The organism is Sulfolobales archaeon (genome assembly GCA_038897115.1).
Classification (GTDB): Archaea; Thermoproteota; Thermoprotei_A; order Sulfolobales; family AG1; genus AG1.
Genome location: JAWAXC010000013.1, coordinates 1 through 14,802 on the forward strand (window position 1 = coordinate 1; position 14,802 = coordinate 14,802).

The 14,802-nt window shown below is 43.8% G+C and carries 14 protein-coding genes; 9 read left to right on the forward strand and 5 right to left on the reverse strand.

What is annotated here, in order from left to right; genetic code table 11:
• The 3 genes from QXE01_03030 to QXE01_03040 all read right to left on the reverse strand — a co-directional run.
• On the reverse strand, nt 1–408 hold a 408-nt coding region (locus QXE01_03030; GenBank protein ID MEM4970210.1), incomplete at its 3' end, for a macro domain-containing protein.
• Between the two features lie 141 nt (nt 409–549).
• Nucleotides 550–1,119, reverse strand: coding sequence for a pyrimidine dimer DNA glycosylase/endonuclease V (locus QXE01_03035; GenBank protein ID MEM4970211.1), 570 nt, complete (start codon nt 1,117–1,119; stop codon nt 550–552).
• A gap of 31 nt (nt 1,120–1,150) precedes the next feature.
• Nucleotides 1,151–2,887, reverse strand: coding sequence for a peptide-N4-asparagine amidase (locus tag QXE01_03040; protein ID MEM4970212.1), 1,737 nt, complete (start codon nt 2,885–2,887; stop codon nt 1,151–1,153).
• Nucleotides 2,888–2,980: 93 nt separating this feature from the next.
• Between QXE01_03040 and QXE01_03045 the strand changes: the two genes are divergently transcribed.
• The 6 genes from QXE01_03045 (at nt 2,981) to QXE01_03070 (ending at nt 9,659) form a co-directional block, all read left to right on the forward strand.
• Nucleotides 2,981–4,057, forward strand: a complete 1,077-nt coding sequence (locus tag QXE01_03045; GenBank protein ID MEM4970213.1) for a tyrosine--tRNA ligase — start codon at nt 2,981–2,983, stop codon at nt 4,055–4,057.
• A gap of 101 nt (nt 4,058–4,158) precedes the next feature.
• The gene (locus QXE01_03050; protein MEM4970214.1) at nt 4,159–5,805 is read left to right on the forward strand and encodes an ABC transporter substrate-binding protein; all 1,647 of its coding nucleotides are present in this window, start codon (nt 4,159–4,161) and stop codon (nt 5,803–5,805) included.
• 36 nt (nt 5,806–5,841) lie between these two features.
• The gene (locus QXE01_03055) at nt 5,842–6,855 is read left to right on the forward strand and encodes an ABC transporter permease (protein MEM4970215.1); all 1,014 of its coding nucleotides are present in this window, start codon (nt 5,842–5,844) and stop codon (nt 6,853–6,855) included.
• 5 nt (nt 6,856–6,860) lie between these two features.
• The gene (locus QXE01_03060; GenBank protein ID MEM4970216.1) at nt 6,861–7,694 is read left to right on the forward strand and encodes an ABC transporter permease; all 834 of its coding nucleotides are present in this window, start codon (nt 6,861–6,863) and stop codon (nt 7,692–7,694) included.
• Between the two features lie 6 nt (nt 7,695–7,700).
• Nucleotides 7,701–8,663: an ABC transporter ATP-binding protein gene (locus QXE01_03065; protein ID MEM4970217.1), complete on the forward strand. Its 963-nt coding sequence runs from the start codon at nt 7,701–7,703 to the stop codon at nt 8,661–8,663.
• 9 nt (nt 8,664–8,672) lie between these two features.
• Entirely contained in the window at nt 8,673–9,659 is a 987-nt protein-coding gene (locus QXE01_03070) for an ATP-binding cassette domain-containing protein (protein ID MEM4970218.1), read from the forward strand.
• A gap of 157 nt (nt 9,660–9,816) precedes the next feature.
• On the opposite strand, the gene QXE01_03075 is transcribed toward QXE01_03070, so the two are convergent.
• Together QXE01_03075 and QXE01_03080 are read right to left on the reverse strand one after the other, a co-directional pair.
• Nucleotides 9,817–11,082: a S8 family peptidase gene (locus tag QXE01_03075; GenBank protein MEM4970219.1), complete on the reverse strand. Its 1,266-nt coding sequence runs from the start codon at nt 11,080–11,082 to the stop codon at nt 9,817–9,819.
• Nucleotides 11,083–11,445: 363 nt separating this feature from the next.
• Complete coding sequence (locus QXE01_03080) at nt 11,446–11,661, reverse strand: hypothetical protein (protein MEM4970220.1); 216 nt, start codon at nt 11,659–11,661, stop codon at nt 11,446–11,448.
• A gap of 206 nt (nt 11,662–11,867) precedes the next feature.
• Here QXE01_03080 and QXE01_03085 point away from each other — a divergent pair, with 206 nt between their 5' ends.
• The 3 genes from QXE01_03085 to QXE01_03095 all read left to right on the forward strand — a co-directional run bounded on the left by QXE01_03085 (nt 11,868) and on the right by QXE01_03095 (nt 14,714).
• Complete coding sequence (locus tag QXE01_03085; GenBank protein MEM4970221.1) at nt 11,868–12,542, forward strand: hypothetical protein; 675 nt, start codon at nt 11,868–11,870, stop codon at nt 12,540–12,542.
• Nucleotides 12,543–12,802: 260 nt separating this feature from the next.
• Nucleotides 12,803–13,567 (forward strand): hypothetical protein, encoded by a 765-nt coding sequence (locus QXE01_03090; GenBank protein MEM4970222.1) that lies wholly within the window; start codon nt 12,803–12,805, stop codon nt 13,565–13,567.
• Nucleotides 13,536–14,714, forward strand: a complete 1,179-nt coding sequence (locus QXE01_03095; protein MEM4970223.1) for a DNA primase small subunit domain-containing protein — start codon at nt 13,536–13,538, stop codon at nt 14,712–14,714. Before QXE01_03090 ends, QXE01_03095 begins: the two co-directional genes overlap by 32 nt.
• Nucleotides 14,715–14,802 lie beyond the last annotated feature (88 nt).

Here is a 14,802-nt window from a genome sequence, read left to right on the forward strand (position 1 = left end):
TGCAGCCCTTCTATATGGATATCCATAGACACCTGTTGATATAGCTGGGAGGGCTATGGATCTCAGCCCCAGCTCCTCAGCCTTCTCAAGAGAAGCCCTTACAGCTGATGCCAGCTTGGCATCCCCATCAGGCTCACCATATCTTGGGCCCACAGCGTGGATAACATATCTAGCTTTAAGCCTCCCAGCTGTGGTTACCGCAACACCCCCAACAGGTACTGGGCCGTGTTTCTCAACATATCTCCTGCTCTCCTCCTGGATAACCTCGCCCCCCTTCCTCACAATGGCAAGGGCTACCCCGCCTCCATGCTCTAGATATGGGTTTGCAGCGTTAACAATAGCATCTGCCTCGAGCTCTGTTATATCGCCCTTCACAAGATGGATCTCTACACCCCCTACTCTATATATCTTCATAGCCCCACCAACAATAATCTATATCCCCAGGCTTATCTTCTAGAGCTGTTTCCGATTTAACGATATATTAAGTACTTCTAGCTACAACTGAAAGCCCCGCCCCTTCAGGGTGGGGAAGAGGCTGGTTGAGGGTGGCTAGAGTGTCGCAGTGGATTGGAAGCTCTCCTCGCTATCCCATATATTCCCGCAGATCCTTATAGGTATTTTAAGCCATGCGAATTCGAAGTATTTGGTCATGCGGTTTATAGAGTCTGGGGATATGCTTATCCACGGATCAGGGGGTCCTGGATATACCTTGAAGACTGGGTTTGGCTCGAAGCACTCTACATAGCGGAACGCTGGGAGCCACGAGGGCTTCTTGGTTACAACGTTTCTGAGGTAGTTCCACACCTCGAATGCTAGCTGACCATCTGTTATCGGCACCCTAATCCTTCCCTCTCTATCTATGTATTTCCACCTCAGCTCCCTATGATCGACGAATTTATAGCCCCTCTCTCTGCCCTCCAACCATATATAATATAGATATGTATTTATCGCCCTCACAGGGTCTGGATGGTTTATGAATCTATATAGCTGGGGCTTGATCCTATATCCACTAGCCCTCCCCTCGATTATATCCCTAGCTATGAGTGCTGTTCTCCATAGGCCTAGTAGGGCCTTATCATATAGATATCTCGGGTGTATGCTCCAGAGGTTTAGCTTCATCAATATCTATATATAGGGGTGTCTAAAAAAGCTATATCCTGAAATACCTTATGTAGAATTCCTTGAAGAATCCGAAGGGACTCGATAGATCTGCTTGCGTTACTATTCTAAACTCCTCTGTATAGCCCCTACCACTATATAGGATTAGAGCTGCTAGGCTCTTGGTATTGGTTGCGTTAGCCCTTGTAAGGGCTGTGATCACAGCACCTCCATAGGGGTCTATCACAGTTAGGTTGACCGAGAATCCTCCGAGGACATATGCCCTCTCATACATATTCTCAGAGTACCAGTCAGGCCCATGCCTATTGCTATAGCTCCTCACAAGCCACACATCTATCTCATCATCCTCATCCAATGTAGCGTTATAGGGTATCTTGGAGGGATCCGAGGTTGGTGTGAATGTATATCTACTTGTAACCCTTATTATATAGCCTCCCACAGAGTCCATGGAATACTCAGCAGCCCCCGATCCCCATGCTCTGTTTGTGAAGTTCTGTACAAGTGTTGATATCAATATGCTGGGTGACATATATATGCTAGCCATGGTAGAGCCCTCTGAATATGTTGAGGCGTTTATAACCCCTCTAGCTGTGTTTAGAAGGGCCTCATATTGGATCCTATAGTATGTCCTCTCAAAGTAGTTGGAGACCTCGTAGACCCCTATATCGGCTATCGATGGTGATCTTGAGTAGGATGCATAGCTCTTAGAGATGGTTCCTCCTAAAACGGCTTTCGAGGGGTCTGTCCATGCTAGGAGGGCTCCCCCAACTATTATGCTGAAATGATTGCTACCATATCTCTCAGAGGCCTCATCCATCCCAACCACCTTCAAGCTTATATTCCCATTCCTCCCCAGGGCTAGCAGGGGGGTTAGATCCACTATCTGTGGGCTTTTAGCATAGTGGGTGTTGATGGAGGCCATCGGCCTCCAATATAGTGGGAAGAACCCTCCAGTATATATCGTTGGGAATACGTGGAAGACACCTGCGAGGTAGTTGTTATAGTATAGCAGTATATCCCTCACAGATGGTATATTTGTGTAGAAGCCCTCGTCAAGCCTGCCAGGCTTTGTATAGAGATATATCGCAGCCCTATATGTATCCTCCGGGATCGATATGCTTGTATTTATAGCTGTCCTCCCCGGTGTGAACTCCTCTAGAGAGTTGCCGTTAGCATCCCTAAATATCGGAACATACCTATCTGGGATCCAGCTTGGCTGTGTACCTGGGTATAGGTAGAGGGTTATGTTAACAAGGAAGACACCTGTGATCCCTATGGATGGTGCTAAGACGTTTGTTAGTACTATGCTGAAGTTCACAGATCCCTTGAATAGGTTTAGGAACAGCGTTACATCTGCCTCGGCTGTTGAGTTCAGCCTCTGCACAGTAGATCCCCAGTATATTGGGATGCCGTTGGCAAAGATCCAGAAGATCCTGTCGAACTGCCTACCAGTAACGGCCATACTCACATTGAGTATAGCCATGCTATAGCTTCCAGGAGGGATATTCACCACAACACTCTTCGGTGTGAAACCGGTGTTCTCGAATGACATGTTAATAGCTATGGGAACCACAACTGGTGTAACATTCTTTGGTGGTAGTGGCTTGAATGGTTCAAAGGACCAGTATGATGTGAAGCTCCTAGGATCCCTATACTCTATAACCTCTATAGCCTGTGCAAGGCTCTGAGGCGCTATTAGCAGTATCAATGCAGAGGCTAGCAATAGATATATACTAGCCCCAGCTATCTTGATCACCCTCCTAAACAATTAAAAAACCAAAATATATTTTTAATTATCTATAGATCTAGGATTTATAGGGTTAATTAACATGCTTGTGATGAGGAATATAGGGGCTGGGATATGGATGTAGAGGGCAGGCTTGCACTGGCTATGAGGGGTGTTGAGGAGGTTGTCACTGTTGATGAGCTAAGAACCCTTATAGAGACGGGCGGTGGTAAGGGCTATCTAGGGTTCGAGCCCTCGGGGCTATTCCATATAGGCTGGCTTATATGGGCATATAAATTTGGGGAGCTTATAGAGGCTGGCTTTAAGATGAAGCTTCTAGCAGCTACGTGGCATGCGTGGGTTAACGATAAGCTTGGAGGTGACATGGATCTTATTAGGAGGGCTTCGCAGCATGTTGCAGATGTTCTAGAGGCGATAGGTATAAGCAGATCCTCTTATGAGCTTGTATACGCAGAAGATCTTGTATCTGATAGCGAGTACTGGGGCCTCCTCCTAAGGGTTGCAAAGAGCTTCTCCCTAGCAAGGGTTAGAAGGGCCCTCACCATAATGGGTAGGAGGGCAGATGAATCTGAGTCGGATTTCTCCAAGCTGATCTATCCCTTGATGCAGGTTACAGACATATTCTACATGGATCTAGATCTAGCCCTCGGAGGGATAGACCAGAGGAAAGCCCATATGCTGGCTAGAGAGGCTGCAGAGAAGCTTAAGAGAAAGAAGATAGTAGCTATACACACACCACTCCTACCATCACTGCTAGGGCCGGAGAGGATGGAGGCCTCTGGAGAAAGGGACGATATAATGTCACAGATCAAGATGAGCAAATCAAAACCAGAGGGAGCTATATTCGTCTATGACACGCCAGAGGAGATAGCTAGCAAGATTAGAAAAGCATATTGCCCACCAAGGGAGCTCGAGATGAACCCAGTAATAGGGATAGCAAGACATATAATCCTCAGAAAAGGGGGGACAATAACCATAGAGAGAAAGCCTGAGCATGGTGGCACAATAGAGGTAACCCTGGAGGAGCTCGAAAAACTATATTCCCAGGGGCAGCTACACCCACTAGATCTTAAAAACGCTGTTGCAAAAGAACTCACAAAGATCCTAGAGCCTGTGAGAAGATACTTCGAAACAAACAAGGCAGCATTAGAAACGTTAAAGATGCTTGAAAAAGCAAAAATAACTAGATAGCATATCAAATATTTCATCATAGATATATGCTGAAGAATAGCTTTACATCACATGTATTTATAAATTTGCTAAATAGAGTTATAGCGTGGGTGAATATTTAGATGTCTTCAACAGGTTCTCAAAGTGCAAGAAGACTAACAGCTCCTTGGATTCTCTCTATAGTATTACTTATAATATTGGTAGCAAGCTGGTCCTATTTCCTGGTCTATTACTCTAGACAGTCTCAGCAGCGGGCATTGGCAACACAGCCAGATACTTTAATCATAGCTTCGGACATTAGTGATGCTGTCTCTATGGATCCTGCAGTTGCATATGAATTTACATCTGTTCTAGTTGTTAACCAACTCTATGATAAACTAATAGATATCGAGCCACCAGATCTCTCCAGAGTTGTGCCGGCAGTAGCAGAGTCTTGGAGTTATTCCCAAGACGGGACTTTATGGACGTTTAAGATCAGACAGGGTATTAGATTCGCAAACGGGGATCCTCTAGATGCTAAGGCGGTTGAATATTCCCTAAGAAGAGTGCTTATACTAAGTAAAACACCTGCTTGGCTTCTACAGCAGTTCATAGCAAAACCTGAGGATATAGTTGCCGTTGATAACTATACAGTTACGATAAAGCTTAAAGAGAAAGTAGCACCAGATCTATTTCTATCAGTCCTAGCCTTTACAACAAGCGCTATTGTAAATCCCAGAGAGGTGGAGGCTCACGCGTCTGGGAACGATATGGGCTCTGGATGGCTTACAGATCACTCGGCAGGCTCTGGACCATATATACTTGTGAAGTGGGATAGAAACTCACAGATAGTACTCAAAGCTAATCCCAATTACTGGAGGGGTAAACCTTCTATAGATACTATTATAATAAAGCATGTTCCAGAACCTGCTACACAGATGCTTCTGCTTCAAAAAGGAGATGTAGATATAGCGTTTGACCTAACAGTAGATCAGATCCAACAGCTCAAAGATGTAAAGGGGATAAGAGTGATTAGCTATCCAGTTCTACAGCTGGCATATATAGGGATGAATGTAAATAATAAATACCTATCTGATGAAAGGGTGAGGACTGCGATTAAATATGCTATAGACTACGATGGGATTATAAGAGATATCCTTAAGGGAGGAGCCATGAAGGTTCAAACAATAATACCATATCCCCTCTTAGGTTTCAACCCAGCGACACCATACTATAGAGATATAAATAAGGCTAAACAGTTGTTTGCGGAAGCAGGCTATCCCAATGGGTTTGATATCGAGCTTGCATATCCCGCAGGCTCGCATCCACAGGAGGAGATTGCTCAAAAGATACAGAGAGATCTAGCAGATATAGGGATACGGGTCACCCTCAGACCAATGGCTGCATCGGAGATGTATCAAAGATATAGACAACAATCTCTACAAATGGTGCTCGCAGGCTGGGGATCTGACTATCCAGATCCAGATAACAATGCCAAAGCATTTGGAGATTATAGAATAAAACAGCTTGCTTGGAGAAATATGTGGTATGATAATATATCGGCAGATCTCGTAGAGAGAGCCTATAGAGAAACAGATAGAGCCACCAGAGAAGCGCTTTATAAACAACTCACAGACTATATACTCCAGCATGGGCCATATGTCATACTCTACCAAGTAGTTCAATATGTTGCTATGAGGACGTGGGTAGAGAACTTCATTCCTGATCCATCTTTCGGAACATATCTACATCTCTATAAGGTGTATAAAGAAGCAGTAGTATCTAGGTAATTTTTTAGACTACATAATATCTATTGGTGAGACTTGGTGAGTCTCTTTAGATATGTAGTTAGGAGAGTAATATATATGGTATTGGTTGTTATAGGTATAGCCACTATTGTTTTCTTTATAACAAGGGTCTTGCCGGGAGACCCTGTAGGAGCTATTCTAGGGCCTCAAGCACCACCAGATGTGGTGGATAGAATAAGAAGGGAATATGGATTCGACAAGCCTATATATATACAATATATAGATTTTATAGCTAATCTCATTAGAGGTGATTTGGGGAAATCTATATCAACGAATAGGCCTGTAATTGATGATCTTAGGGAGAGGTTTCCAGCTACCTTTGAGCTTGCCACAGCATCGCTGGTCATAGCGTTAATCCTAGGGATCCCCTTAGGCATTATGTCTGCGATTAAGAAGGATAAACCTGTGGATCATATTATAAGGATTGTATCCCTCTTTGGGGTATCAATGCCTGTCTTCTGGCTTGGACTAATACTTTTATTAATATTTTATTATATATTAGGTATTCTCCCCGGTCCCGGAAGGCTAGATCCATATATAATGGAGCCACCCAGAATAACAGGACTTATAACCATAGATAGCCTTATATCAGGCAATTTTGATGCATTCAGAAACGCGGTAGCACATCTAATTCTGCCTGCGAGTGTTTTAGGATATCTATCCTCAGCTTATATAGCGAGGATTACTAGGGCTTCGATTCTTGAGACATTAAGGCAGGAACATGTTAAATTCGCAATATCTAAGGGTCTCCCAAAAAACGCGGTACTTCTGAGACATGTTATAAGGCCTTCACTCATACCTATTGTAACTGTTATAGGGCTGGTCTATGGAGGTTTATTGGAAGGAGCTGTGCTTACGGAAACGATATTTGGCTGGCCTGGGCTAGGTAGCTATCTAACAAGAGCCATGATCTATATGGATTATAATGCTATAGTTGGTGGTGTGATCGTCATAGCGATTATATACTCCATTATAAATCTAGTGGTAGATATTATATATGCGTATATAGATCCAAGAATAAAGTATGGGTGACACACATGGGCATCCCTCAAATATTTATAGATCTAGTTAGAAGGAAGCTCGGACTTGCTGGCATGATCATTGTAGCCTCGATAGTGTCTCTCTCACTCATAGCTCCCATCATAGCGCCCTACGATCCTTTAGAACAGAGACTCGAAGAAAGACTCCAGCCACCTAGTTCCTCCCATCTTATGGGTACGGATAAACTGGGTAGAGATATATTCTCGAGAGTTTTATATGGAGGTAGGATCTCACTATTCATAGCGATATCATCAGTAGCGATCTCAGTTATCATAGGAATGATTATAGGCTTGGTGTCAGGCTACCTAGGTGGGAGGTTAGATAACCTCTTTATGAGAGTTACTGATATGTTCTTAGCATTTCCATCACTTATTCTAGCTCTAGCTATAGCTGCAATGCTCAGACCAGGCATGGTTAATGTGATAATGGCAATAGCATTATCAACATGGCCCCAATATGCTAGGATTGCTAGAGCAATTACTATCCAGGTTAAGAATGAACCATATATTGAGGCTATAGTATCAGTGGGGGCCTCTAGAACAAGGATTCTTGTAGGGCATATAATGCCCATGGTTATTCCGCAAGTTCTTACCCAGGCCATGATAAATCTAGGAGGGGCAATACTTACAGCAGCTGGCCTGGGCTTTTTAGGCTTTGGAGTGCCCCCACCCACACCAGAGTGGGGTTTGATGGTTTCAGAGGGGAGGGATCTAATACAGAGTCACTGGTGGATCTCAACATTTCCAGGTTTAATGATTTTTCTAAGTGTTATTGGCTTTAATTTAATTGGTGATCAGCTTAGAGATATTCTAGATGTTAGATATAGGTGAGGATAGATGGCGCTTCTAGAAGTTAAAAATCTTAAAATATATTATTACACACCAGCAGGTGTTGTTAGAGCCGTTGATGGAGTAGATCTATATCTAGAGAGAGGAGAGTCTCTATGTATAGTTGGTGAATCGGGTTCTGGAAAGTCAACATTGGGCTTGGGCATAGCTGGCCTTATAGAGCATCCAGGTCGAGTTGTTGATGGGGAGGTTTGGTTTGATGGGGAATTAGTTGTGTCAAAAACACAGATCAACACACATAGACTCCTAGGAAAAAAGATTACTATGATCTTTCAGGATCCTAGATCAGCTCTTAACCCGGTGATGAGAATTGGCGAACAAATCGTAGAGATGATAATGTTTAATCTGGGGATTGACCGGTCACAAGCATATAGAATAGCCTATGAGCTTCTTCAGAGCGTGGAGATACCTGACCCTAAGAGAGTTCTAGATAGCTATCCACATGAGCTGAGTGGTGGTATGGCCCAGAGGGTAGTCATAGCAATTGCAATATCGACAAAACCCGAGTTAGTGATAGCGGATGAGCCAACGTCTGCCCTTGATGTAACTATACAGGCTCAGATCCTTAAGCTTCTTAGATCAGCAATAAAGGATCAGGGGAGATCTCTTATATTTATTACACACGATCTTAGTGTTGCTCTGGAAATATGTGATAGAACACTTATTATGTATGCTGGAAAAATAGTTGAGGAGGGGTTGACAAAAGATATATTCATAAAACCGCTACATCCATATACATCGGCCCTACTGAACTCGATACCTAAGATCGGCTCCAGATCCTCAAGACTTCCAAGCCTTCCTGGCGAGCCTCCGCAGATGACTAGCCCTCCGAAGGGATGTAGATTTCACCCCAGATGCCCAGCCAGATTTGAGCCCTGCGATAATGAAGAACCCCCGATGTTCATTACTGATAATAAAAGAAGAGTTGCATGTTTTCTATATAGGAAATAGGTGGGTATATTGCCTCTTCTTAAATTAATTAACATAGGTAAATACTTCCCTATAAGATCTGGAATATTAATGGGGGTTAAAGGATATGTTAAAGCCGTAGATGGTGTCGATCTTGAGATTAGCGAGGGAGACACTCACGCTATTGTTGGTGAAAGTGGGTCTGGAAAGACAACACTGGGCAAGGTGTCTATAAGGCTAATCGAACCGTCCTTTGGAAGAATATTGTTCATGGATAGAGACGTAACTTATGTAAAGGGTGAGGATCTAAAGCTTTTCAGAAGATCCACAGGCATAGTATTTCAAGATCCATATAAATCTCTTCATCCTAGAAAAACTATTATAGAGATTATTTCCGAGCCACTCATAATTCATGGAAACGATGCTGATGAGGCACGCAAAAAAGCTGAGGAGCTAGCAACATTATCGGGACTACCTAAAGAGCTATTGTATAAGTATCCGCACCAGCTCTCTGGAGGGCAGAGACAGAGGGTAGCTATCATAAGAGCCCTTATATATAAGCCCAAGCTTCTGGTCCTCGACGAGCCGACATCGGCGCTAGATGTATCGACCCAGGCCCAGATACTCAACCTGCTTGAAGATCTGAAGAGGGAGTTTAAGCTCTCATATATATTAATAACCCATAATCTACAAATAGTGTATCATATGGCTAATAAGGTATCTATAATGTACCTAGGGAAAGTTGTTGAGAAAGGAAGGACAGAGGAGATATTTGAGAATCCTAAACATCCATATACAATGGCTCTTCTCTCCGCTATACCAGCAGCTGATTATATATTCCCCAGTATTAAGCTGAAGAAAAAAATAACACCTATAGGTGAGCCACCAAGCCCTGCCAGTCCACCTAGGGGATGTAGATACCATACTAGATGCCCATTCGCAACAGAGATTTGTAAACAAGAGCACCCTGAGCTTCAACGTATTGAAAGCGATCACTACGTTGCATGTCATTTATGGGAATATATAGAGAAAATTTAATAGAAAGCCACTATCTCAGGAGGGCGCAGATAAAGTTATTTACTAGATATTATAAACACTCTAATCCTTACTGCCTGAGTAATTGAAATGAAGATGTTGTATTACTATCTGAAAAAGCTAATAATCTGAAAATTCATGCGGTTTATAACATTATTGGTTATGGGAGGCTTAGGGCGTATCCTATAGCTGCCTTGGTATCTATTAATCCATATCCTGAGAATACGTCAAATCCTGGCGGCCCTATATCTTTCGCTGTCTTTGTAATTGCATCGTATATCTGGTTAAAGTTTAGGGGCTGTTTTCCTGATGCTATTCTTAGTGCTTGGATTAGGGCTATTGTTGCTGATACATGGGGTGTCGCCATGCTTGTTCCTGAGAGTGTTGCATAACCCCCGTTCTTATATGTTGAATATATATTCACTCCCGGTGCTACAACATCTATCTCTGGGCCATCGCTGCTCCAGCTCGGCACATTATAGTTCTGATCCATGGCCCCTACTGCTATGACGTTGCTGTATCTAGCTGGGTAGGCAATGTTATCAGTTGATGGATCTCCATCTCCTGAGTTTCCCGCTGCAGCAACTATTATTGCTCCATTGCTATATGCCCAGTTAACGGCGTCTCTGAGTATATTGCTATCGCTGGGGCCTCCCAAGGACATGCTGAGGATCTTCGCATCATCTGATGTCCCAGCAACACCGTCTGGCCCCTTAACAGCTATTATGATGCCTTCTGCAACATCGCTATAGGTTCCTGACCCCGAGTCGCTTAGCACCTTGACAGCATATAGAGTTACATTTGGTGCAACCCCTGCATTTCCATAACTGTTTATAGTGGATGCTATGATCCCTGCTACATGTGTTCCATGCCCATTCCTATCTATACACTTATCAAGATTATACCCTGCATATGTGTTCCTACCAACTGTATTTGCACACCAAACCACTTTGCCGAAGAGCTCAGGATGCTTATAATATATACCAGTATCGAGCACAGCAACAGCAACACCTTTACCAAGAGCGCTCCAGCCATAGGAGGAGTAGTAGGTGTCCCAAGCCTTATCAGCATTTATAATCCTCACATTCCATAGAACATCGCTATAGCTTGAGAACTCCAGAGCCCTCGCCTCATAATCCGGCTCAACATATCTTACCCCGTGGAGACTCTTTATCCTATCAACAGCATCCGGAGGAATCATTATCACAGCAGCCCTTATATCCCATATAACCTTTATAATCTCAACACCCGAGACATTTCCAAGAACATTGATAACTTCACTACTATCGAAACCAACTACATATCTTAACCTAGGCTGGCTATTAGAGGAAGCCGGTGGAAGCATAACGATCGAGATGCAAAGAATAACCAATACCAAGAAACCTGCAAATCTAACATTCCCATACATATTTAACTTTAACACCATATTCACTTGCATACAAAGCTAATAAACAGCATACCTTGCTCAGCCCTTCTCACCTTTACAAAATCCCTAGAAACATATCCCTCTAAGCGATACCTAGATTTACAGTCGTAAGACTTGTCCTTTTAAGGCAGGAGAAGGTCTGAGAAATCATATAAAATAGTAGATCACAGAAATGACGTGTGTTAGAGGGGCTTTTCCATATATATGCATATTACCATGAATATCTATGAATATCTATAGCCATCTTTGCACATTGCCTTAGAGAGCTATGACAAAAAATTTTTGTGTCGGCTATCCTTTTCTAACATCTTCCTAGGATCTCTATATTTTTTCATATATATCCTATCTTCTTTTAAGATAGCTTTAACCATCTTTCACCCACACCAATCTATATGTAAGTTTTGACATATCGATCTTCCATATAGCTAGAGCATGGACTGCTTGGATCCGCCCCTTATCACCAATGAAGGCGATTCTCAGGGTTTTGCCTAACTCTAGCTTTATTAGGCTCAGCGATAACTCCGTTAAATCCTTATATAGCTCTAACCCTTTCTCAGCCCTAGAAGGAAGAGGCGTCATATAACATAGGATCAATTCTTAGATCTTGGAATTACAGCTAAAAGTTCCTACTAATTTTAGAATAGATGTTAGCTACTCGGGGTTAGCAAGATGCTCGATACTATCTAGATCAGAGTTTAGGGTATGCTTTATTAGAGGTATTAGATATTGAATCAAAATTAAATTAATTTTATATAACTATGATGAATCAATAGTTGGGGCTCAGTGTGGATTTCGGAGGAAGGGGTAGGATGAATATCGCAGACCCTTCTAGGATAGGTGTTAGAAGAGGTTATAGCTTATATCATGCTATCAAGCTCTTAGATCTTCTTGATCGTCAGGGGCCTCTTGGGAGGATGCTTATTTCGAGACTTTTGATGATTGGTGAGGGCTCTGCAAGATCTCTTGTTAAGAGCCTCAAATCTCTCGGGCTAGTTGAGGTTGACATAGTTGGAGGTGCCTATCTTACTAGTAAAGGCTATGAGGTGCTTTCGAAATGGAGATCCACGGTCTACGCCTCATCCTGTGTCGAAGAGAGGCTCGACCCCTCTCCATGGGGATTCCTATGTATAGCATGTATATCGAGGGATATAGCGCGAAATATCCTATTTAAGGGGGTTCTCGGTTTGAGGGATGAGATGGTTAGGCTTGGATGTCTAGGAGGCCTGATCATGGGTATTGCTAATGGTAGGGCATATATGCTGGATCCCTTGGGACGCCTAGATCTAGATATCTCGGAAACGCCTCTCGGTGAGAGGGTTCTATCTATATGCGGGTCTCGCGATGCTCTAGTCCTAGCAGGCTCTTCAGAAGATAGATGTCTAGCTTCGGAGAAATGTGTATGGGAGACTATAGCGTATCTGCTTAAAGAACATATTTTCAACATAGTGTTTCCTTATTAATGCTACATAGCATAGCCTAAGAGATCCTGGATGCCAATTATTCTCAAGGGAATGACGAGTAGTTATAGAAGCCTCATACCCATCCCATGAGGTGAAAAGGCTCTTGCTATTAAATATATCGATCTTGATCGATGACTTATCCCTCTTTATTCTAAAAGGGAGTTTCCCTTGTAATACCAAGCATGTTTATGAACTTTATAGCTGACGGGGTTATAGCGTGGATACCTATTATTAGTCCTTGTGCTTCTAAATAGTTGGTGGTGGTTACGGGGTTCAAGCTGAGGTTTCTAGATGCTAGGGTGTGGAGGTATGCTCTAGCTGCGGTTGCTGATCTAGTTGATATAGGTTCTGTTAGGGTTACTGGTGATGGTTTTATGATAAGGGCTATGGATCCTAGTCATGTTGCCCTTATAGAGTTCCATGTACCCTCAGCGGGCTTTGAGGTGTTCGATGTTGAGGGCGAGGCAGATATCCCCGTTAGTTTTGAGGATTTCTCCAAGATCTTGAAGAGGGCTAGTAAGAAGGATGAGCTTGCCCTCGAGTATGATGGTCAGAGGTTCTGGGTTGAGCTGATAGCGCCCCAGGGGGTTGGTAGGAGGTTCTCAATACCTATACTCAGTAGCTCAGCTGTTGAGAAGGTTCCGGAGCTCAAGATAGACTTCCCGGTTAGATCTAGGATGTATCCCCAGGCATTCTACTCAGCATATAAGGTTTTCTCGGAGGTTGGCGAGGTTATAACTTTTAGCTCAACACCCGAGGGCCTGAGGATCTCGGGATCCTCTGAGATTGCTGAGGCAGAGATAATCCTAACCCTAGAGGGTGGGGGGCTTCTTGAGCACCAACACAGCGGTGGGGATGTTGAGAAGGCCTCCTATACCATAGATTATTTTGATAAGGTTGCTAAGGCGAGCTCGATAGCTGAGGAGACATCGATAGCATTTGGCACTGACAGGCCATGCGAGGTAGCCCTTTCAATGCCAAGGGGAGCAAGGCTTGTCATCTACGTCGCGCCGAGATCAGAGTAGCCAGTCCCTTTTAAAAAGCCTCTTCGCAGGCTACTATTCAAAGGCTGAGCTAAGGCTTCCGGATGATATGGAGTTCAGGGAGTTCGCTCTACAGCCATTCGATTCACAGTCATATGTTAGGCATCTCTCATTTAGATCCCCTGAGGAGCTGAGGAGATATATATCCCAGAAGCCCCCACTCCATCTATACTACTCATCAGCCGTCTATCTACAGCCCTCGGCCCCATCAATGGATGAGAAGGGTTGGAGAGGCTCTGATCTGTTATTCGATATAGACGCAGATCAGATCCCCGGATGCTCTGTACAGAAGCTATACTACTGCCCGGGCGAGGGCGAGCTGAGGAGAAAGCCTCCTGAGAGTCAATGCCCCTCTGGCGGTGGGGTTGAGGAGATAGAGATTATAGAGCCTGGATGTATAGAGCTTGCCAAGAGAAGCCTTGCAATGCTTATAGACATCCTGGTCGAGGAGATCGGGATACAGAGATCCTCCATCGAGGCCAGCTTCTCAGGTAACAGGGGGTTCCACATACACTGCTATGTAGATGAGAACCTAAGAAGCCTTGGGAGGGAGGAGAGGAGGATCTTGGTGGAATATATAAGGGGCTCTGGATTCTCTCCAGACGAGTATTACAAGGGTGGCGAGCGTAGGAAGAGAACCCCCATCCCTCCGAGAGCCGTTGACGGGGGTATACCATCGAGGATAGCTAGAACATATCTCAGGCTTGTGGGGGTAGGCGATAAAGAGGTTGTCTCGTATCTCACAGGTATCTCTAGGAGCATCAGTAGAAAGGTTATAGACTCTCTTAGCGATATCTGGAGGAAGGATCTATATGAGGTCTATATAGATGAAAAGGTTACAATGGATATATCGAGGCTAGTGAGAATACCATACTCTATAAACGGCAAGTCAGGCCTAATAGCATATCCAATAGATATAACAAGGATTGAGGATTTCGAGCTAGGGCCCCACCTATCCCCATTCAACAACATGAAAGCCAGGATCAAAACAAAAGCTAAGATCCCCAGGATAAACTTCTACGGCATAGAATTCGAGGCAAATACCCAGGCATACTACGAGGTGGAAGCGCCTCTAGCAATCTTCCTAGCCTTAAAAGGGGTTGCCGATCTAGTTAGCATAAAAAGATAGCCCTACAAGGATACACTATAGCTGGCGAGCTTCCCAGCTGGCTATTTACAAGAATAGCTCTGATCTATACATTGTATCAATCTATATA

Excerpts from the sequence above, each read along its gene's own strand:
- QXE01_03035 (MEM4970211.1), bottom strand. The coding sequence starts at position 1,119 with ATGAAGCTAAACCTCTGGAGCATACACCCGAGATATCTATATGATAAG.
- QXE01_03045 (MEM4970213.1), top strand. The coding sequence starts at position 2,981 with ATGGATGTAGAGGGCAGGCTTGCACTGGCTATGAGGGGTGTTGAGGAG.
- QXE01_03050 (MEM4970214.1), top strand. The coding sequence starts at position 4,159 with ATGTCTTCAACAGGTTCTCAAAGTGCAAGAAGACTAACAGCTCCTTGG.
- QXE01_03060 (MEM4970216.1), top strand. The coding sequence starts at position 6,861 with ATGGGCATCCCTCAAATATTTATAGATCTAGTTAGAAGGAAGCTCGGA.
- QXE01_03065 (MEM4970217.1), top strand. The coding sequence starts at position 7,701 with ATGGCGCTTCTAGAAGTTAAAAATCTTAAAATATATTATTACACACCA.
- QXE01_03075 (MEM4970219.1), bottom strand. The coding sequence starts at position 11,082 with ATGGTGTTAAAGTTAAATATGTATGGGAATGTTAGATTTGCAGGTTTC.
- QXE01_03080 (MEM4970220.1), bottom strand. The coding sequence starts at position 11,661 with ATGACGCCTCTTCCTTCTAGGGCTGAGAAAGGGTTAGAGCTATATAAG.